General features: G+C 67.4%; 14 protein-coding genes. 9 read left to right on the top strand and 5 right to left on the bottom strand.

The genetic code is table 11. The features are described 5' to 3' along the window. Nucleotides 1–158: 158 nt before the first annotated feature. The 3 genes from dnaK to hrcA form a co-directional block, all read right to left on the bottom strand. Nucleotides 159–2114 carry a molecular chaperone DnaK gene (gene dnaK / locus F2Q65_RS09590; protein ID WP_150092801.1) on the bottom strand — a complete coding sequence of 652 codons (1956 nt, stop codon included), beginning with the start codon at nucleotides 2112–2114 and terminating at the stop codon, nucleotides 159–161. Between the two features lie 203 nt (nucleotides 2115–2317). Then, nucleotides 2318–2941, bottom strand: a complete 624-nt coding sequence (gene grpE, locus F2Q65_RS09585; protein WP_246156115.1) for a nucleotide exchange factor GrpE — start codon at nucleotides 2939–2941, stop codon at nucleotides 2318–2320. 91 nt (nucleotides 2942–3032) lie between these two features. Further along, on the bottom strand, nucleotides 3033–4124 hold the full coding sequence (gene hrcA, locus F2Q65_RS09580; protein WP_211354011.1) for a heat-inducible transcriptional repressor HrcA: 1092 nt from the start codon (nucleotides 4122–4124) through the stop codon (nucleotides 3033–3035). A 341-nt stretch (nucleotides 4125–4465) separates the two neighbouring features. Here hrcA and F2Q65_RS09575 point away from each other — a divergent pair, with 341 nt between their 5' ends. The 4 genes from F2Q65_RS09575 (at nucleotide 4466) to F2Q65_RS09560 (ending at nucleotide 10160) form a co-directional block, all read left to right on the top strand. Beyond that, a complete protein-coding gene (locus tag F2Q65_RS09575) occupies nucleotides 4466–5341 on the top strand; it encodes an NAD(+) kinase (RefSeq protein ID WP_150092797.1) in 876 nt (291 codons plus the stop codon). Further along, nucleotides 5335–7014 (top strand): DNA repair protein RecN, encoded by a 1680-nt coding sequence (recN, locus tag F2Q65_RS09570; RefSeq protein WP_150092795.1) that lies wholly within the window; start codon nucleotides 5335–5337, stop codon nucleotides 7012–7014. Before F2Q65_RS09575 ends, recN begins: the two co-directional genes overlap by 7 nt. Before the next feature lie 88 nt (nucleotides 7015–7102). After that, nucleotides 7103–9304 (top strand): HAD family hydrolase, encoded by a 2202-nt coding sequence (locus F2Q65_RS09565; RefSeq protein WP_150092793.1) that lies wholly within the window; start codon nucleotides 7103–7105, stop codon nucleotides 9302–9304. Nucleotide 9305: 1 nt separating this feature from the next. After that, nucleotides 9306–10160, top strand: a complete 855-nt coding sequence (locus tag F2Q65_RS09560) for an HAD-IIB family hydrolase (protein ID WP_150092788.1) — start codon at nucleotides 9306–9308, stop codon at nucleotides 10158–10160. Between the two features lie 31 nt (nucleotides 10161–10191). On the opposite strand, the gene F2Q65_RS09555 is transcribed toward F2Q65_RS09560, so the two are convergent. Beyond that, nucleotides 10192–10965: a YdcF family protein gene (locus tag F2Q65_RS09555; RefSeq protein WP_150092786.1), complete on the bottom strand. Its 774-nt coding sequence runs from the start codon at nucleotides 10963–10965 to the stop codon at nucleotides 10192–10194. 18 nt (nucleotides 10966–10983) lie between these two features. Continuing rightward, on the bottom strand, nucleotides 10984–12624 hold the full coding sequence (gene pgi, locus F2Q65_RS09550; protein WP_150092784.1) for a glucose-6-phosphate isomerase: 1641 nt from the start codon (nucleotides 12622–12624) through the stop codon (nucleotides 10984–10986). Between the two features lie 428 nt (nucleotides 12625–13052). Between pgi and F2Q65_RS09545 the strand changes: the two genes are divergently transcribed. The 5 genes from F2Q65_RS09545 to F2Q65_RS09525 all read left to right on the top strand — a co-directional run. Next, nucleotides 13053–14744: a thiamine pyrophosphate-dependent enzyme gene (locus F2Q65_RS09545; protein ID WP_150092782.1), complete on the top strand. Its 1692-nt coding sequence runs from the start codon at nucleotides 13053–13055 to the stop codon at nucleotides 14742–14744. A 30-nt stretch (nucleotides 14745–14774) separates the two neighbouring features. Then, on the top strand, nucleotides 14775–15269 hold the full coding sequence (locus F2Q65_RS09540; protein WP_150092780.1) for a 2-oxoacid:acceptor oxidoreductase family protein: 495 nt from the start codon (nucleotides 14775–14777) through the stop codon (nucleotides 15267–15269). Between the two features lie 10 nt (nucleotides 15270–15279). After that, the gene (locus F2Q65_RS09535; protein ID WP_150092778.1) at nucleotides 15280–16614 is read left to right on the top strand and encodes a phenylacetate--CoA ligase family protein; all 1335 of its coding nucleotides are present in this window, start codon (nucleotides 15280–15282) and stop codon (nucleotides 16612–16614) included. A 28-nt stretch (nucleotides 16615–16642) separates the two neighbouring features. Further along, nucleotides 16643–17080, top strand: a complete 438-nt coding sequence (locus tag F2Q65_RS09530; RefSeq protein ID WP_150092776.1) for an amino acid-binding protein — start codon at nucleotides 16643–16645, stop codon at nucleotides 17078–17080. 187 nt (nucleotides 17081–17267) lie between these two features. Next, on the top strand, nucleotides 17268–19132 hold a 1865-nt coding region (locus F2Q65_RS09525), incomplete at its 3' end, for a hybrid sensor histidine kinase/response regulator (RefSeq protein ID WP_150092774.1).

The raw sequence follows: 19132 nt of genomic DNA, 5'->3' as shown, positions 1-19132 counted from the left end.
ACTCGTTACCGGCCCGACAACTGCCGTTGAACGCAGTGGCGCCGGACGATGCCGGCGCCACTATGATGAACCTGGCCGATGAGCGGATCTCGCCGCTCATCGGCAATGCTCGCGAAACGCGAGCCTGACAGCCACCCGCCGGGGGTGGCAGTGGCGGCTCACTTCTTGTCGTCCTTGACCTCTTCGAACTCCGCATCCACCACGTCGTCGGCGCCGGAGCTGGATCCTGCGCCTGCGCCGCCGGCGCCCGCACCCCCGGCAGCGCCGCCAGGGGCGTCGCCACCGCCCTGCTGGCCCTGGGAGTAGAGTCGCTCGGCCATCTTGGCCGAGGCCTCGCCCAGGGTCTTGCTCAGGGACTCGATGCGGTCCTTGTCCTCGCCCTTCATGGCCTCTTCCAGGTCCTTGATGGCGCTTTCGATGGCGTCTTTCTCGCCCGCCTCCAGCTTGTCCTCGCCGAGCTGCTCGACGGACTTGCGGGTGGCGTGGATCAGGCTGTCCGCCTGGTTGCGGGCGGCCACCAGCTCGTGGAACTTGCGGTCCTCGTCGGCGTGGGCCTCGGCGTCCTTGACCATGCGATCGATCTCGTCATCCGACAGGCCGGAGCTGGCCTTGATGACGATGGACTGCTCCTTGCCGGTTGCCTTGTCCTTGGCCGAGACATTCAGGATGCCGTTGGCGTCGATGTCGAACTTGACCTCGATCTGGGGCACGCCACGCGGTGCCGGCGGGATGTCGGCCAGATCAAAGCGACCCAGCGACTTGTTGTCGACCGCGCGCTCGCGCTCGCCCTGCAGGACATGCACGGTCACGGCCGTCTGGTTGTCGTCCGCGGTCGAGAAGGTCTGGCTCGCCGAGGTCGGGATGGTGGTGTTCTTCTCGATCAGCTTGGTCATGATGCCGCCGAGGGTCTCGATGCCGAGCGACAATGGGGTCACATCCAGCAGCAACACGTCCTTGACCGCGCCGCCCAGCACACCACCCTGGATGCTCGCGCCAATGGCCACGGCCTCGTCCGGGTTGACGTCCTTGCGCGGCGCCTTGCCGAAGAACTCCTCAGCCTTGGCCTGCACCTTGGGCATGCGCGTCTGGCCACCCACCAGGATGACCTCGTCGATCTCGCCGGCGCCCAGGCCCGCGTCCTTGAGCGCGACCCGGCAGGGGTCGATGGTGCGATCGATCAGGTCTTCCACCAGCGACTCCAGCTTGGCGCGGGTCAGCTTGATGTTGAGATGCTTGGGTCCCGTCTGATCGGCGGTGATATAGGGCAGGTTGATGTCGGTCTGCTGGCTGGAGCTGAGCTCGATCTTGGCCTTCTCGGCGGCCTCCTTCAGACGTTGCAGCGCCAGCGGATCGTTGTGCAGATCCACGCCCTGGTCCTTCTTGAACTCCGAGGCCAGGAACTCGATGATGCGAAGGTCGAAGTCCTCGCCACCCAGGAAGGTGTCACCGTTGGTCGAGAGCACCTCGAACTGGTGCTCGCCCTCGATCTCGGCGATCTCGATGATGGAGATGTCAAAGGTGCCGCCGCCCAGATCGTAGACCGCGATCTTCTGATCGCCGCGACGCTTGTCCATGCCGTAGGCCAGCGCGGCCGCGGTCGGCTCGTTGATGATGCGCTTGACCTCGAGACCGGCAATGCGACCGGCGTCCTTGGTGGCCTGGCGCTGGGAGTCGTTGAAATAGGCCGGTACCGTGATGACTGCCTCGGTGACCGTCTCGCCGAGATAGTCCTCAGCGGTCTTCTTCATCTTCTGCAGCACCTTCGCCGAGACCTCTGGCGGGGCCATCTTCTTGCCGTTGACCTCGACCCAGGCATCGCCGTTGTCGGCCTTGACGATCTTGTAGGGCACCATGTCCTTGTCCTTGCCGACCACCTGGTCCTCGAACCGGCGGCCGATCAGGCGCTTGATGGCGAACAGGGTGTTGGTGGGGTTGGTCACCGCCTGGCGCTTGGCCGACTGGCCGACCAGCACCTCGCCATCGCTGCCGAAGGCGACGATGCTGGGGGTGGTGCGATCACCCTCGGCGTTCTCGATGACCTTCGGCTTTTCGCCTTCCATCACTGCGACGCAGGAGTTGGTGGTGCCGAGGTCGATGCCGATAATCTTTCCCATGTGTTGTCTCCGATGAATTCGTGTTCAATCTGTCCGGTCGAATCCGGCGGGCTGCGAATCCGTGATCAAATTGCCCCGGACATGGGGCAAAACCTTTGGATTCTCAAGCCTTCTGTCTCCGCGCGGATCGCCGCTGGCGGCCGGGGCGTCCAGCCTGTCCCGGTGCCGCCCTGGTCCTGCCGTAGCCTGGCCGTGTTCTGACCTCAGTCTTGCCGGGAAACCATCACCAGGGCCGGTCGCACCAGGCGGCCGTTGAGCAGGTAGCCGCTCTGGATCACCGCCGTCACGGTGTTCGGCGGCAGGTCCGCGCGCGGCTGCATGGACATGGCCTGATGGTACTCGGGGTTGAACGGCTCGCCGTCGGGATGCACCCGCTCGATGCCGAACTTGCCCATGACGTCGCCCAGCTGCTTCAGCGTCAGCTCGGTGCCCTCCAGCAGCTTGCTCAGCAGCTGGGCCACATCGCCTTCGGACTCCTGCGCCGCCGCCAACCCCAGCTCCAGGCTGTCGCGCACCGGCAGCAGCTCCTTGACAAAGCCCTCCAGCGCGAACTTGTGCGCGTTCTCCAGCTCCTTGGCCTGACGGCGCTTCATGTTCTCCATCTCGGCGCGGGTGCGCAGCAGCTGATCCTGGCTCTGGTCCACCTTGGCCCGGGCGTCTTCCAGCAGGACGGTCAGCTCGGCGGCATCCGCCGGACCGTCCTGGGGCGCATCCGCCGGGCCGTCCTGGGGCGCATCCGCCGAGGCATCACGGACATCGGCGGCGGCGTCCTCCACCGGCTGCTCCGCGGCGGCGGCGTTCTCCGCCGACTCGGCCTGTTCGTTCATCGCTCTCTGATCTGTTGCCATCGCTAACCTCTTCCGCGGAGCGCCCGAGCACCGTCGGCGTCGGGCCCTGCCGCGTGCTCAGTCGGTGAATTTACTGTTGCCTCAGGGCCGCCGCCAGCAGCTTTGCCGTGACGTCGACCACCGGAATCACACGTTGGTAGTCCATGCGCGTCGGGCCGATCACGCCCAGCACCCCGAGCACCTGGTCCTCGACCCGGTAGGTCGTGGTCACCAGGCTGCAGTTGTCGAGCAGGGCGTAACCGGACTCGTAGCCAACGAAGATCTGCACGCCGTCGGCGGCGATGCAGCGGTCCAGCAGGTCCAGGATCTGGCGCTTCTCGTTGAAGGCGTCGAACAGCGAGCGCAGCCGCTCGATGCTGGCCAGCTCCTCGAACTCCATCAGGTTGGTCTGCCCGGCAATGAGCAGATCGTCCTTGTGCTCGGCGGACTCCACCACCTGCTGTGCCATCGACAGCGCGCGCATCATCAGCTCGTCCAGGTTGCGATGCGTGCGCTTCAGATCATCCATCAGCCGTCGACGAACCTCGCGCATGTCGCGCCCGGTGAACATCTCGGTGAGCAGGTTGCCAGCCTGCACCAGGCGTGCCGGCGGACAGGGCTTTTCGGTCAGGATGACACGGTTGTGCACCTCGCCCTCGCTGGTGACCAGGATCGCCAGCACCCGGGTGCCTGACAACGCAACGAACTCGATCTGCCGAAACACCTCGCGCTCGTGCCGCGGCACCATCACCAGGCCCGCCAGGTGGGTCACCCCCGACAGCAGCCGGGAAGCGGTCTCCACCAGACCCTTGGGATTGCCCGGGGCATCCTCGGTCGTGACGAAACTCGACCGCAGGGCGGCCACATCCGTCTCCGCCAGCGGCGACACCGTGAGCAGGCTGTCGATGAACAGCCGATAGCCGGAGACCGTCGGCACCCGTCCGGCAGAGGTATGCGGCGACGACACCAGCCCCATGTCCTCCAGGTCCGCCATCACGTTGCGCACGGTGGCCGGACTCAGGTCCAGGCCGGCGTCCTTGGCCAGTGTCCGCGAGCCGACCGGCTGACCGTCGCGGATGTGGCGCTCGATCAGCGCCTTGAGAAAATGCAGCGCACGCTCGCTGATCTCGCCGCCGTCCTTCAGCGGGACGGGCGTGTCGCCGGGTGTAAAGTTGCCGCTCACGTCAGTCTATGCAAACAGGCCTGTCAGGTGAAGATTAGCACTCGGGTCATGGGAGTGCTAACATCGGCAATCTAGGGTGTGCGGCCTTATCTGTCAAGCACTCGGAGTCAGGCCTTCGGGCCGGCAGCCGGGCCGGACATCCGAGCCAAACGTCCGAAGCAGACGTCCGAGTCAGACATCCGAGTCAGACATCCGAGTCAGACATCCGGGGCAGGCGCCCGCCACCGCGTCTGCCGGCCGTCCCGGCGGCCGGACTGTTGGCGCCGCGCCGGGTGCGTGCTACCGTTTCGCTGCATCATCCCGTTCCAACTCCGGTGACAGCGGTTCTCCGTCGCGACCCCATGGCAACGTTTCAGACCCTCGGCATCGTCGGCAAGCAGCACGATGATCCGCCCACCAGGGCGACCATCCAGCGACTCGTCGGCCATCTGCACCGACGCGCCATCGCCGTCCGTCTCGAACAGCAGCTCGCCGCCGCACTGAACGCGGCCCCGGGCGTGCCCTTGTCACAACTGGGACACCACTGCGACCTGGTGGTGGTGGTCGGCGGCGACGGCACCCTGCTGCACGCCGCCCGCGAGATCTCAGCGCAACAGATCCCGCTGGTGGGCATCAACCTCGGCCGCCTGGGCTTCCTGGTGGACGTGTCCCCCAGTGACCTGGAGCACGGCCTCGACCGCATCCTCGACGGCGAGTTCGAGGTGGACGACCGCAGCGTGCTGGATGCCCGCATCGAGGGCGCCCGCGGCCGCGCCGTGAACGATGTCGTGATCCACAAGTGGAACACGGTGCGCATGATCGAGTTCGAGACCTACATCGATGGCCGCTTCGTCAACGCCCAGCGCTCCGACGGGCTCATCATCTCCACCCCCACCGGCTCCACCGCCTACGCCCTGTCCGGCGGCGGGCCGCTGATCCATCCGCGCATCGACGCCCTGGTGCTGGTGCCGATCTGTCCGCACACCCTGAGCAACCGCCCGCTGGTGGTGGCCGGCGACAGCCACATCGAAATCCGCATCTGCGGCGACGACCTGGAGCAGGTACGGGTCACCTGCGATGGCCAGCTCGACCTGCCGCTGATCCCCGGCGCGCCGGTACGGATCGAGCGCAGTGCCCACCGACTGCGCCTGCTGCACCCGCGCGGGCACGACCACTACGCCATCCTGCGGGCCAAGCTCGGCTGGGGCGGACACATCCGGGCAGGTGTGCCATGCTGACCCACATCGTCATCCACGACCTGGTCATCGTCAGCCGGCTGGAGCTGGACTTCGGCAGCGGCATGACCGCCCTCACCGGCGAGACCGGCGCGGGCAAGTCCATCCTCATCGACGCCCTCGGCCTGACCCTGGGCGACAAAGCGGACGCAGGCATGATCCGCAACGGCAGTGACCGTGCCGAGGTGAGCGCCGGCTTCGACCTCGGCGGCTGTCCGGAGGCCCGCGCCTGGCTGGCGAAACAGGCCCTGGACGACGGCGACGAGTGCCTGATCCGCCGGGTCCTGGTGCGCGGCGGCCGCGCCCGCGGCTTCATCAACGGCCAGGCCGCCAGCGGCGCCCAATTGCGCGAACTCGGCGACCTGCTGGTGGACATCCATGGCCAGCATGCGCACCAGTCATTGCTGCGCCCAGCGGCCCAGCGCGCCCTGCTCGACGGTTACGGCGGGCACCAGGCCACGGCCGCGGAGGTCGCCGAGCTGTACCAGCGCTTCCGTGACCTGGACAGCCGCTGGCAGCGACTGACCGCCGCCCGGGACGAACGCGCCGCGCGCCTGGAGTTGCTGCGCTTCCAGGTGGAGGAACTCGACGGATTGGCACTGGCCGACGGCGAACTGGAGCAACTGGACGCGGAACAGCGCCGGCTGGCCAACCTGGGCCGTCTGCAGGAGACCGTCGGGGCCCTGGTGGAGCAGCTCTACGCCAGCGACGGCGCCGTGCGCGACCAGCTCGGCCACGCCGGCGGCGAGCTGGAGGCCCTGCTGGACATCGAACCACGCCTGGGCGACTCGCGGGACCTGCTCGACGGCGCCCTGGTGCAGGTGGAAGAGGCCGCCGCCAACCTGCGTCAGTATCTCGATGACCTGGACATGGACCCTGCCCGGCTGGCGGAGGTCGAATCGCGCCTGAGCCGCATCCACGAGCTGGCGCGCAAGTATCGCATCACGCCGCAGACGCTGGGAGAGGCGCTGGACACGCGCCGCACCGAACTCGACCAACTGGAGCAGGCGGACCAGTCCCTGGGGGACCTGCAGCAACAGCGCGACGCCGCCCGCACCGCGCTGCTGGACCGTGCCAAGGCCCTGAGCGTCGCGCGCCGGGGCGCCGCCGAGCGGCTCGGCGCCACCGTCACCGCCGCCATGCAGGCGCTGGGCATGGTCGGCGGGCGCTTCGCCGTGGAGGTCGCCAGCGGCGACGCCGAGCACATCGGCGCCGGCGGCCTGGACAGCATCGCGTTCCAGGTCAGCGCCAACCCGGGCCAGCCGCTGCAGCCGCTGGCCAAGGTCGCGTCCGGCGGCGAACTGTCGCGCATCAGCCTGGCCATCCAGGTGGCCACGGCGGAGATCGGCCGCATCCCGACCCTGGTCTTCGACGAGGTGGACGTCGGCATCGGCGGCGGCGTCGCCGAGATCGTCGGTCGCCTGCTGCGCCGGCTCGGCGATGCACGCCAGGTTCTGTGCGTCACCCACCTGCCACAGGTGGCCGCCCAGGCGCACCGGCAGATGAAGGTACGCAAGCAGGCCGTCGACGGCCAGACCTTCACCGACATCGATGCGCTGGCCGCGGATGCGCGCATCGACGAGATCGCTCGCATGCTCGGCGGCACCGAGATCACCGCCACCACCCGCGCCCACGCCGCCGAGATGCTCGGCGCTGCGGAACAAAACGCCGATTGACCACCCCGGGCAGCGGCCGGATGCCCCACTGGAGCCGTCCGCCGACAGCGTGTAGTCTAGCCGTAGGCCCAAACCCCGTGGCGGCACCATGATCGGCAACGACCGACCCCTGTACATCGTCCTCATCAGCGTCCACGGCCTCATCCGTGGCAACAACCTGGAACTCGGTCGCGACCCCGACACCGGCGGCCAGACGCTTTACGTGGTGGAACTCGCCCGTGCGCTGGCCGCCCGCGACGACGTCCAGCGCGTCGACCTGTTCACCCGCCTGGTGGACGACCCCGGCGTCAGCCCCGACTATGCCCGGCCGGTGGAAGACCTGGGCGATGGCGCGCGCATCGTCCGCATCGAGGCCGGCCCGCCCGGCTACCTGCCCAAGGAGGCGCTCTGGGACGAGCTGGATGCCTTCTCCGACAACATGCTCGGCTTCCTGCGCGAAGACGACCTGCTGCCGAGCCTGATCCACAGCCACTACGCCGACGCCGGCTACGTCGGCACGCGGCTGTCGGCCCAGCTGGGCGTGCCGCTGGTGCACACCGGGCATTCCCTTGGGCGGGTCAAGCGGCGCCGGCTGCTGGCCTCGGGCATCAGCCAGCGGGTCATCGACGAGCGCTACAACATCGACCGCCGCATCCACGCCGAAGAGGACACCCTGGCGGCCGCCAGCCTGGTGGTGACCAGCACCACGCAGGAGATCGAGGAGCAGTACGGGCTGTACGACCACTACCAGCCCGAACGCATGTCGGTGATCCCGCCGGGCACCGACCTGAAACGCTTCCACCCGCCCACCGGCGACGAACAGAAGGCCCCGATCAAGCGAGAGCTGGAACGCTTTCTCAAGCACCCCAAGCGGCCGATCATCCTGGCCCTGTCGCGGCCGGACGAGCGCAAGAACATCGCCGCGCTGATCGAGGCCTACGGCGCCTCGCCCGAACTGCGGCAGGCGGCCAACCTGGTCATCGTCGCCGGCAACCGCGACGACATCCGCGATCTGGACAACGGCCCGCAGCAGGTGCTGACCGACATCCTGCTACTGATCGACAGCCACGACCTTTACGGCCAGGTGGCCTACCCCAAGCACCACAGCGCCGACGAGGTACCGGTGCTGTACCAGATCGCCGCCGCCTCCCGCGGCGTGTTTATCAACCCGGCCCTGACCGAGCCCTTCGGCCTGACCCTGATCGAGGCCGCCGCCAGCGGCCTGCCCATCGTCGCCACCGAGGATGGCGGCCCCATCGACATCATCAAGCATTGCCACAACGGCATCCTGATCGACCCGCTGGATCGACAGGACATCACCAAGGCCCTGCTCAAGGTCATCAGCGACGCCTCGGGATGGCGCCGCATGGCCAAGAACGGCCTGGCCGGGGTCAAGCGGCATTACGCCTGGGCGGCGCACGCCGAGAGCTACATCGAGGCGATCACCCCGCTGCTGGAGACCGTGGAACCGCCACCGCGGGCGCCGCTGTCGCGCCGGCCGATGCTGTATCACGACCGGGCCATCTTCACCGACCTGGACCAGAACCTGCTGGGCGACCCGGACTCGCTGGCGGACTTCATCCGCATCGTGCGCGAGAACCGCAAGTGCAGCAGCTTCGGCATCGCCACCGGCCGCCGGCTGGACTCCGCCCTGGCCATCATGCGCCGCTACGGCATCCCGCGGCCGGACGTGCTGATCACCGCGCTGGGCACCGAGATCTACTACGCGCCCCAGCTCACCTACGACTATGCCTGGAGCCGGCACATCGACTACCTGTGGCATCCGCGTCGGGTGCGCGAGGCGCTGACCGACCTGCCCGGCATCGAACGCCAGCCGAACACCGAGCAGAGCCGCTACAAGGTCAGCTTCTACATCGATCCGGCGCATGCCCCCAGCCTGGAGGAGATCTCCAGTATCCTGCACCAGGCGGACCTCAGCGTGCACCTGAACCTGTCCTTCGGCCAGTTCCTGGACGCGGTGCCGGTGCGTGCCTCCAAGGGGCTGGCCTTGCGCTACGTCGCCGACCAGTGGGGCATCCCGCTGGAGCACTGCCTGGCCGCCGGCGGCTCAGGCGCGGATGAGGACATGATGCGCGGCAACACCCTGGCGGTGGTGGTGGCCAACCGCCATCACGAGGAACTGTCCCAGCTCACGGACACCGAAAGCATCTATTTCGCCGAACGGCCCTATGCCGCGGGCATCCTCGAGGCCATCGCGCATTACCGCTTCTTCGACGCCTGCCAGGTGCCGACGACGCCGGCGCCGGACCCCGAATCCGAGCCGGAATCCGCATCCGCCCCCGGAGCATGACATGACCGACGCCCACCACCGCATCCTGATCTGCACCGATCTCGACCGCACGCTGCTGCCCAACGGCTCGCAACCGGAATCGCCGGCGGCCCGCCCGCGCTTCGCCGCACTGGCGGCGCATCCGGAGGTCTGTGTGGCCTATGTCACCGGGCGACACCGCGCGCTGGTGCAGGAGGCCATCGAGGCGTACGGCATCCCGGTGCCGGACTTCCTCATCGGCGACGTCGGCACCAGTATCTATCGCATCAGCGACGGCGATCTGCAGCCCTGGCCGGACTGGGGCACGCACATCGCCCATAGCTGGGCCGGCCAGGGGCCGGACAGCCTGGCCCGGCTGCTGCAGGGTGTCGACGGGCTGCTGCTGCAGGAGCCGCAGAAACAGGGACCCTGGAAGCTCAGCTACTACACCGCCGAGGACTGGGAGCGCGAGACGCTGCTGCCGCAGATCGACGAGCGCCTGCGGGCGGAAGGCATCGCCGCCAGCCTGATCTGGAGTCTGGACGAGCACACCGGCACCGGGCTGCTGGACGTGCTGCCGGAGCGCGCAAGCAAGCACCTGGCGATCGAGTTCCTGATGCAGCGCGAGGGCTTTGCCCATGCCGGCACGGTGTGCTGCGGCGACAGCGGCAACGACCTGGCCATGCTCACGGGCCCGCTGCAGGCGGTGCTGGTGGCCAACGCCACCACCGACGTGCGCGCCGATGCCCAGGCGCTGGCGGATGCCGCCGGTCTCTCGCACCTGCTCTACCAGGCCCAGGGCGATTTCCATGACATGAACGGCTACTATGCGGCCGGCATCCTCGAGGGCGTCGCGCACTATCTGCCGGAGACGGTGGACTGGTGGCGGGCGATCTAAGGAGACGGCAGCACCTGAAACGGAAACGGATCTAGTCTGCCCAGCCGCGCCAGCGGTAGACCCACAGGCCCAGATACTCCTTCAGGGCGCGGGTACTGTCCGCCAGGGCCGCGGCATCCGGCAGCCAGCGCAGCGGATGCGCCGGCTCCGGCATCACCTCGAAATCCGTCGGCGCCGGGATCACCTCCACCCCGGTGGCGCGGAAGCTGGCCAGGGCCCGTGGCATGTGCAGGGCCGAGGTCACCAGCAGCACACGCTCGAGCCCCGAAGCCGCCAGCAGCCGTGCCGTCTCGACGGCATTCTCGCGCGTGTTGCGACTTCGGCCCTCCAGCCGCAACGCCGTGTCCGGCACCCCCAGATCGCGCAGGAAGGCGCGCATGGCCTCCGCCTCCGACGGCCGCTCACCCTGCCACGCAAAGCGCCCGCCGGACAGGATCACGATGTCGGCCTTGCCGGCATGAAACAGCCGTGCCGCCTGCCAGGCCCGATCGGCGCCGGCACCCAGGTCCGGATAGGGCCGCCCCGGCGGCGGCGCCCGCATGCCCCCGCCGAGCACCACCACCGCATCCGCCGCCGGCAGCGCCGCCACCGGACGGGCCTCGAATCGGCCCTCCAATGACCAGCGCAGCGCATCCGACACCACCGGCAGCGACCAGACACCCAGCCACCCCACCGCCACCAGCAGCGATGCCGCCGCCAGCCGGCGTCGACGCAGCCCCAGCAACAGCAGTGCCAGACAGCACAGCGCCAGTGACAGGCCCAGGGGATAGGCCAGCTGCGTGATCAGCTTGTCCAGGTAAAGCATGGAACCCAGCCCGCGAACTCAGCGCCGGCGCAGGTAGTACTCCAGCAGCGCACGGGTGGAGGCGTCATGGTCCGCCGTCACCTTGCCGGCGGCCAATTCGTCCAGGATCACCCCGGCCAGCTGCTTGCCGAGTTCCACGCCCCACTGGTCGAAGGAATTGATGTCCCAGACGATCCCCTGGCAGAAGATCTTGTGCTCGTAGAGCGCGATCAGGGCGCCGAGGGTACGCGGTGTCAGCTGGTCCATCAGCAGGGTATTGGTCGGCCGGTTGCCGTCGAACTGGCGATGCGGCGCCAGCCGCGCCGACTCCGCCTCGGACAGCCCGCCCGCGCGCATCTCCGCCAGGGCCTCGTCCAGCGTGCGACCACGCATGAGCGCCTCGGTCTGGGCGAAACAGTTGGCCAGCAACTTGGCGTGGTGATCGCCCAGGGGGTTGTGGCTGTGGATCGGCGCGATGAAATCCGCCGGGATCAGTTCGGTCCCCTGGTGGATGAGCTGGTAGAAGGCATGCTGGCCATCGGTGCCCGGCTGGCCCCAGACCACCGGCCCCGTGGCATAGTCCACCCGCACGCCGCCGCGGGTCACATGCTTGCCGTTGCTCTCCATGTCGCCCTGCTGGAAGTAGGCGGGAAAGTATTCCAGTGACTGGTCATAGGGCAGGATGGCCTGGGACCGGGCGCCGGCAAAATCGACATACCAGACCCCGAGCAGCGCCATGATCACCGGCAGGTTCCGCTCCAGCGGCGCGCTGCGAAAATGCGCGTCCATGTCGTGGGCGCCGGCCAGCAGTTCGCTGAAATTGTCGAAACCGACGGCGATGGCAATGGGCAACCCGATCGCAGACCAGAGGGAATAGCGCCCCCCCACCCAGTCCCAGAAACCGAACATGTTCTCGGTGTCGATGCCGAACGCGGCCACCGCCGCCGCATTGGTGGACACGGCCACGAAATGGTTGCGCACCGCCGCCTCGCTGCCCAGGGCCGCCACCAGCCATTGCCGCGCGCTGTGCGCATTGGTCATGGTCTCCTGGGTGGTGAAGGTCTTGGAGGCGACGATGAACAGCGTTGTCTCAGGGTCCAGCCCGCGGACGGTATCCATCAGGTGCGTCCCGTCGACATTGGAGACGAAATGCGGTCGCGGCGTCGCACCCTGATACGGCCTGAGGGCCGCGCAGACCATCTTCGGCCCCAGATTGGAGCCGCCGATGCCGATGTTCACCACATCCGTGATGGCCTTGCCGGTGAAGCCCTTCCAGGTGCCCGCACGCAGCCCCTCGCTGAACACGCGCACCTGCTCCAGCACCGCATTGACGTCCGGCATCACATCCCTGCCGTCCACCAGCACGGGCCGATTGGCGCGATTGCGCAGCGCCACATGCAGCACCGCCCGTTGCTCCGTGTTGTTGATGGGCTCGCCGGCAAACATCCGTGCGCGCCAGCCCTCCAGATCCACCGCCCGGGCCAGATCGAACAGCAGCGCCAGGGTCTCGTCGCTGGCGATGTTCTTTGAGTAGTCCAGGTGCAGGCCCGCGGCGTCAAGGCTCATGCGCTCGGCGCGCCCACCGTCCCGGGCGAACAGGTCGCGCATGTGGACCTTCGACATCTGCTGCCAGTGGGCCGTCAGGGCCTGCCATTGAGGGGTGTTGGTGACGAGCGCCATGGCGCGGGATCTCCTGATCAAGGGGATGAACGATAGACCCGTTGATTCTATACCCGTTGCAAACGAGATTTCGGTTTTCGCGGGTTGGGTGTCGGCCATCGGGGGACGCCGTGAATACATCCCCGTAGGCTTCACGATCGCATCCCTGCGATCGAGACCCCCGCCAGCCGACACCCAACCCACTCAGCCTGTGGCCGCAATCTGGTGGTTCTTTGCTATATACCCATCAGGCGCGGATTACGGCACGGGCTAACCAGCCTGGGCAAGGGGGCATTCGATTTTGTTTGCGAGCGCCCGGCAGTGGTTCGGCTGCGGACTCTTTGGACAGCTCGTGACCTGTATCAAGGAGACCGGAGGTAATATTCCGCCTGACAATTCCGCGGTGTAATCTACCGGGCTCCCAGTTTTTAAGCCCATAAGAGCGCATTATGACAGAACGGCTCTTGCTCAGCGGTGACGAGGCGGTCGCCCTCGGTGCGTTGCACGCCGGCGTGCGGCTCGGCACCGGTTATCCCGGCACCCCGTCGACCGAAATCCTTGAGGAATTCGACCGCCTCGGCGGCCGTGCCCAATGGTCTCCGAATGAAAAGGTGGCACTGGAGGTCGGCATCGGCAGTGCCTTTGGCGGTGCCCGCACCCTCGTGACCATGAAGCACGTCGGACTCAACGTCGCCGCAGATGCCCTCTTTACAGCCACCTACACCGACGTTGAGGGCGGTCTGGTGATCGTCTCTGCGGATGATCCCGGCATGGCCTCCAGCCAGAACGAACAGGACAACCGCCACTTTGCCCGTGCCGCGGGCGCGCCGATGCTCGAGCCGTCGTGCTCGCAGGAGGCCTATGACTTCACCCGGCTTGCCTTCGATCTGTCGGAGCGGTGGAAGATCCCGGTCATCCTGCGTTTGACCACCCGTATCTGCCACGCCAAGACCGTCATCACGCCGCAACCGCCGGTGCAGGGCCTGCGCGAGCCGAGCTTCCGCCGCGACATACCGGCACGGGTCATGATCCCCGCCTTCGCCAAGCCCGCGCACCATCGGCTGCGTGCCAAGCTCGCCGCCATTGCGGAATGGAACGAGGCGCAGGGGCCCCTGCGCATCGACGAGCCCGAGCGGGCCGCTGACAGTCCGGCCAAGGCCGGCTCGCCCCAGGGCCGCCAGGGCCGAGCGCCGCTTGGTATCGTCGCCAGCGGCGTCGCCGCCGTGCATGCCCGCGAGGCGGCGCCCGACGCCCGTCAGCTGACCATCGGGCTGACCTGGCCGCTGCCGCTGGAGCGCATTCGTGCCTTCGCCGATGGCGTCGACCGCCTGCTGGTCATCGAGGAAGGCGACCCGCTGCTGGTCGAGAGCCTGCGCGGTGCCGGCATCGGCGCCGAGGGCAAGCCCGAGATGTACCGTTTCGGCGAGCTCAATGTTGCGCGCGTGCGCCGCATTATCGCGGGCGATCGTACCCCTGAGCCGGCGCCGCCCGTTGGCAAACCGCCGGAGCTGTGCCCGGGCTGTTCGCATCGTGGCGTCTTCGAGGTGTTGCGCGACCTCGATTGCATCGTCGCTGGTGACATCGGCTGCTACACCCTTGGTGTCTTGCCGCCCTTTTCCGCCATGGACACCTGTGTCTGCATGGGCGCCAGCATCGGCGTCGGCCTGGGTCTGCGGCATATCCTGCCCGAAGAGCAGGCACGACGCGTGGTCAGCGTCATCGGCGACTCTACCTTCGTGCACTCCGGGCTCACGGGACTGGCGGAGATGGTCTATAACCCGCCGCCGACGGGGCATGTCGTTCTGATCGTGGACAATGGAACCACGGCCATGACCGGCCAGCAGGAGCACCCAGGCACCGGACGAGCCTTAGACCGCTCACCCACCGAGCAGATCCGCTTCGAGGTCGTGGCCGAGGCTATGGGTGTGCAGAATATTCACATAGTGGATGCTCCACGCTCGGGCCAAACCGGGGCGCAGCAACTGGAGCAACTGCTCAGGACGCTGTTGGCCAAGTCGGAGACCTCGCTGGTCATCGCGCGTGAGCCCTGCGTGCTGGCGGCACCCAAGATCCGTCTCTATGAGAAGGCCGCCGCCGAGCTCAGGCAGCCGTCAAGCTGTGCCGCGGACATTGCGGATTAGACAGACACATCAGGCAGAACGGAAAATCCCATGGCCTTTGTAAAGAACATCGTCATCGCCGGGCTCGGCGGGCAGGGCATCGTCAAGGCATCGGACATCCTCGCGGATGCCGCGCTGCGGGCCGGCTTCGACGTCAAGAAGAGCGAGCTGCACGGCATGAGCCAGCGCGGTGGCTCGGTGACCAGCGACGTGCGCTACGGCGAGCGGGTGCTGAGTCCCATGGTGCCACCCGGCGAGGCCGATGTGCTCTTGGTGCTGGAGGAGACTCAGGTGGCAATCAACCGGCCGCTGCTGGCGGCCGACGGCGTGCTGATCGGTCCGGACATCATCGCGCCTGGCGCACTGCGCAATCGCAAGAGCCTCAACGTCGCCATGCTCGGCGCCCTGTCAGCGGTGCTCGAACTCCCCGAGACGGCCTGGGTGCAGGCCATCCATGCCAACCTGGCGGAAAAGCTTCACGCCTTGAACGAGCAGTCCTTCGCGCTCGGCCGCGATGCGGCCGTCAAAGGGGCCGTCGGCCAGTGAGGGGATGCGGATGTTGAAAGAGCGTTGGAACGATACCGCCGGCGGCTTCCATCCCGCCAGCGCGTCGGACTATCTGCCCGAGCCTCACTTGCGCGAGGTGCAGCTGCGGCGGCTGCGTGCAGTGGTCTCGCGCGCCTACGAGCACGTCGAGCTGTTTCGCACGCGCCTGCAGGAGCGCGGCCTGACGCCGGCTGCCATCGAGCGACTGGAGGACATCCAGCAACTGCCCTTCACGGTCAAGGCGGATCTGCGCGATACCTATCCTTTCGGGCTGTTCGCAAGCCCCATGAGCGACGTGGTGCGACTGCATGCCTCGTCCGGTACCACCGGCAAGCCCATCGTCGTCGCCTATACGCGCGACGATGTCGAGGTCTGGTCCGAGGTCATGGCCCGCACCCTGGCCTGTTGCACCCTGCACCGCGGCGACATCCTGCAGAACGCCTTCGGCTACGGGCTGTTCACGGGTGGCCTCGGCGCGCACTACGGCGCCGAAGCCCTGGGTGCGACGGTCATCCCCATCTCGGGCGGCAACAGCGACCGGCAGATCATGCTGATCCGTGATTTCGGTGTCTCCGCCCTCTGCTGCACGCCGAGCTACTTCATGCACCTGATCGAGCGCGCCAACGACCTTGGCGTCGATCTGCGCAAGCTGCCGCTGCGTGTCGGCATCTTCGGCGCCGAGCCCTGGTCCGATGCCATGCGCGGCCATATCGAACCGGCAACCGGTATCCGTGCCTTCGATATCTACGGCCTGTCCGAGATCACCGGCCCCGGCGTGGCGAGCGAATGCAGTGCCCAGGATGGCCTGCATGTCTTCGAGGACCATTTCTACCCCGAGATCATCGATCCCGACACCGGCGCGGCCCTGCCCGACGGCGAGGAGGGCGAGCTGGTGCTCACCACCCTGAGCAAGCAGGCCATGCCGATGATCCGCTACCGCACGCGCGACATCACCGCGATCCTGCGCGAGCCCTGCAGCTGCGGGCGCAGCATCCGACGCATCCGCCGCATCGGCCGGCGCTGCGACGACATGTTCATCATCCGTGGCGTGAATGTCTTCCCGTCCCAGGTCGAGGCCGCACTGCTCACCGTCGAGGGAACCCTGCCGCACTATCAGATCATCCTGACCCGCGAGCACGGTCTGGACCAGATCACGGTCGAGGTCGAGGTCACCGCCGAAGTCTTCAGCGACAAGGTCCGCGCCCTGGAGGACGTGCGCGCGCGTATCGCCCACGCCATCGAGCACATCCTCGGTATCCGTGTCGGCCTGCGCCTGGTGGAGCCGCGCAGCATCGAGCGCAGCCAGGGCAAGGCCCGGCGCGTTATCGACCGTCGGAATGCCTGACCTCGGGAGCCCGCAGATGAACGAACACATGCCTCTGAAACAACTGTCGATCTTCCTCGAGAACCGCCCCGGCAGCCTGCGTCCACCGATCTGCGCCCTGGCGGAGGAGGGTATCGACATCCTGACCCTGTCGCTGGCCGATACTACCGAGTTCGGCATCCTGCGCCTGATCGTGCAGGACTGGGACAAGGGGCGCCGGGTGCTGGAACAGGCCGGCTGGGTGGTCACGGTGAGCGAGGTTGTCGCCGTCGGCGTTGCCGACCGCCCCGGTGGCCTTGCCGAGGTGCTCGCCGTACTCGAGGGCGCCGGCCTCGACATCGAATACCTCTATGCCTTTGCGTTACGGGACGAGGACAAGGCCTTTCTGATCTTCCGCTTCGATGATCCGGCCCGCGCGACCTCGGTGCTCCGGGGGCACGGGCTGCACGTGCTGGATATCACCGACCTGCTGCGCGGCAGCGCCTGAGCCCGAGACGTATCGCCGGATCGACGGATAACGGACAACGGACAACGGATAACGGATAACGGATAGGAAATCCAACCGGCCCTGAGGATCAAGCCTGCGACACGCAAACAGGGTTATGATCGCTGAGTGCTAGGGAGGCGCTCATCCAGCGTCGCACCTGTGAAATCCCAGAGCGATTACTTGTCGAATGTTGGACTTTGTCACGGCGGCGTCTCTTGGGCTCATCACCTTTGCCGCGATCGCCCTGTTCTATCATCATTATCTATGGCAGTGGCTGCCCGGCCAGGCGACCCGCCAGCTGATGCTTGGCGGGCTGCTCGGTCTTGGGGCCGTCCTGGTGATGCTGCAGCCGGTCGAGATCGCCCCCGGCCTGTTGCTGGACGCGCGGGTGTTGCTGATGGGCTTTGCGGGCCTGTTGGCGGGGTGGCGCGGCGCGGCAGCCGCCCTGCTCGTGGCCGTTCCCGCGCGCCTGCTCATGGGCGGCCAAGGTGCCCTGGTCGGCAGCATCACCTTGACCATCGCGCCGCTGATTGGCCTCGCCTGGCGGCTCCTCGAAGCGCGCTGGCGCCTGCAGCCGCCATGGTGCCATCTGGCGTTCGGCGGGGGACTCTCGCTGGCCTTATCGACCATCCTCTTGTTCCCCGAGCCGCAGCGGGGGCTGGCGTTACAAGAGGCCATGCCCATCCTGATCGCGGTCAATCTGCTTGGCGCGCTCTTGGCGGGATGGATGGACTGGGGCATCCAGACCACCGCCGCGCGCCGAGAACGCCTACGGAAAAGGGACGAGCAGCGCTTCAAGGATCTGGCCCTGATCCTGGCGGACTGGATCTGGGAGACCGACGCCGAGGGGCGCTATACCTATGTGTCCGACAAGGCGGAGGGCTGCCTCGGCCTCACGCCCGAAGACTTGCTCGGCAAAACGCCCTTCGACCTGATGCCGGCAGCCGAGGCGGAGCGGGCCAGAACCCGCTTCGCGGCGATCGTCGCTGAGCAGCGACCGTTCACCGACTGGGAAAACCTGGTCTGCCACCGCGATGGCTCCCTGCGTCACCTACTGAGCAGCGGCATACCGATCCTCGGCACGGACGGGGAGCTCAAAGGCTATCGCGGATCAGGCAAGGACATCACCGAGCGCAAGCAGGCTGAGCTGGCGCTTGCGGCGGCCAAGGCCGAGGCCGAGGCCGCCAACCAGGCCAAGTCGGAATTCCTGGCCAACATGAGCCACGAGATCCGCACGCCCATGAATGCCATCATCGGCATGACGTATCTGGCGTTGCAGACCCCGCTCGATGAGCGCCAGCGCAACTACATCGAAAAGATCGGCCGCTCCGCCGACGCCCTGCTCGGCATCCTCAACGACATTCTCGACTTCTCCAAGATCGAGGCCGGCAAGCTCGCCATCGAGCGCATCGACTTCAGTCTCGAAGACGTCCTCGGCAACCTCTCGGCGGTCATTGGTCTCAAGGCCGAGGAGAAGGGCCTGGAGCTCATCTTCGACCTGCCCGCCGATCTGCCCGTGGCACTGGTGGGCGATCCGCTGCGCCTGGGGCAGATCCTCACCAATCTCAGCAACAACGCCGTGAAGTTCACCGAGCGCGGCGAGATCGTCATCGGCGCCGAGGTGCTCGCCCAGGACGCCGAGACCTGCCGGCTGCAGTTCTTTGTGCGCGATACCGGCATTGGTCTCAGCGCAGAGCAGCAAGCCAAGCTGTTTCAGTCCTTCAGCCAGGCCGATGCCTCCACCACGCGCCGCTTTGGCGGCACGGGGTTGGGGCTCGCCATCTCCAAGCGTCTGACCGAGCTCATGGGCGGGGCGATCTGGGTCGAGAGCACGCCCGGCGTCGGCAGCACCTTCCACTTCACGGTCCAGCTCGGTCAGCAGCAGGGCGCGCACGCGCGCCCACCCATCGGTCTCAGCGAGCTGGGTGCGCTACGGCTGCTGGTGGTGGACGACAACGCCAGCGCCCGCGAGACGCTCGCGGCCATCCTCACCAGCCTCGGGCTGCGCGTGGATGCCGCGGCCAGCGGCGAGGAGGCCCTGACCCGGCTGCG

It is taken from the genome of Thiohalocapsa marina, from assembly GCF_008632335.1.
In the GTDB taxonomy this organism is placed as follows: domain Bacteria; phylum Pseudomonadota; class Gammaproteobacteria; order Chromatiales; family Chromatiaceae; genus Thiohalocapsa; species Thiohalocapsa marina.
The sequence above is the reverse complement of the archived record's forward strand: the minus strand, read 5'-3'. Positions and strand labels throughout refer to the sequence as shown.

Coding starts and splice junctions, on each gene's coding strand:
- F2Q65_RS09540 (WP_150092780.1), top strand. CDS start 14,775: ATGGCCTTTGTAAAGAACATCGTCATCGCCGGGCTCGGCGGGCAGGGC.
- F2Q65_RS09545 (WP_150092782.1), top strand. CDS start 13,053: ATGACAGAACGGCTCTTGCTCAGCGGTGACGAGGCGGTCGCCCTCGGT.
- F2Q65_RS09530 (WP_150092776.1), top strand. CDS start 16,643: ATGCCTCTGAAACAACTGTCGATCTTCCTCGAGAACCGCCCCGGCAGC.
- F2Q65_RS09565 (WP_150092793.1), top strand. CDS start 7,103: ATGATCGGCAACGACCGACCCCTGTACATCGTCCTCATCAGCGTCCAC.
- F2Q65_RS09560 (WP_150092788.1), top strand. CDS start 9,306: ATGACCGACGCCCACCACCGCATCCTGATCTGCACCGATCTCGACCGC.
- recN (WP_150092795.1), top strand. CDS start 5,335: ATGCTGACCCACATCGTCATCCACGACCTGGTCATCGTCAGCCGGCTG.
- F2Q65_RS09535 (WP_150092778.1), top strand. CDS start 15,280: ATGTTGAAAGAGCGTTGGAACGATACCGCCGGCGGCTTCCATCCCGCC.
- F2Q65_RS09555 (WP_150092786.1), bottom strand. CDS start 10,965: ATGCTTTACCTGGACAAGCTGATCACGCAGCTGGCCTATCCCCTGGGC.
- grpE (WP_246156115.1), bottom strand. CDS start 2,941: ATGAACGAACAGGCCGAGTCGGCGGAGAACGCCGCCGCCGCGGAGCAG.
- F2Q65_RS09575 (WP_150092797.1), top strand. CDS start 4,466: ATGGCAACGTTTCAGACCCTCGGCATCGTCGGCAAGCAGCACGATGAT.
- dnaK (WP_150092801.1), bottom strand. CDS start 2,114: ATGGGAAAGATTATCGGCATCGACCTCGGCACCACCAACTCCTGCGTC.
- pgi (WP_150092784.1), bottom strand. CDS start 12,624: ATGGCGCTCGTCACCAACACCCCTCAATGGCAGGCCCTGACGGCCCAC.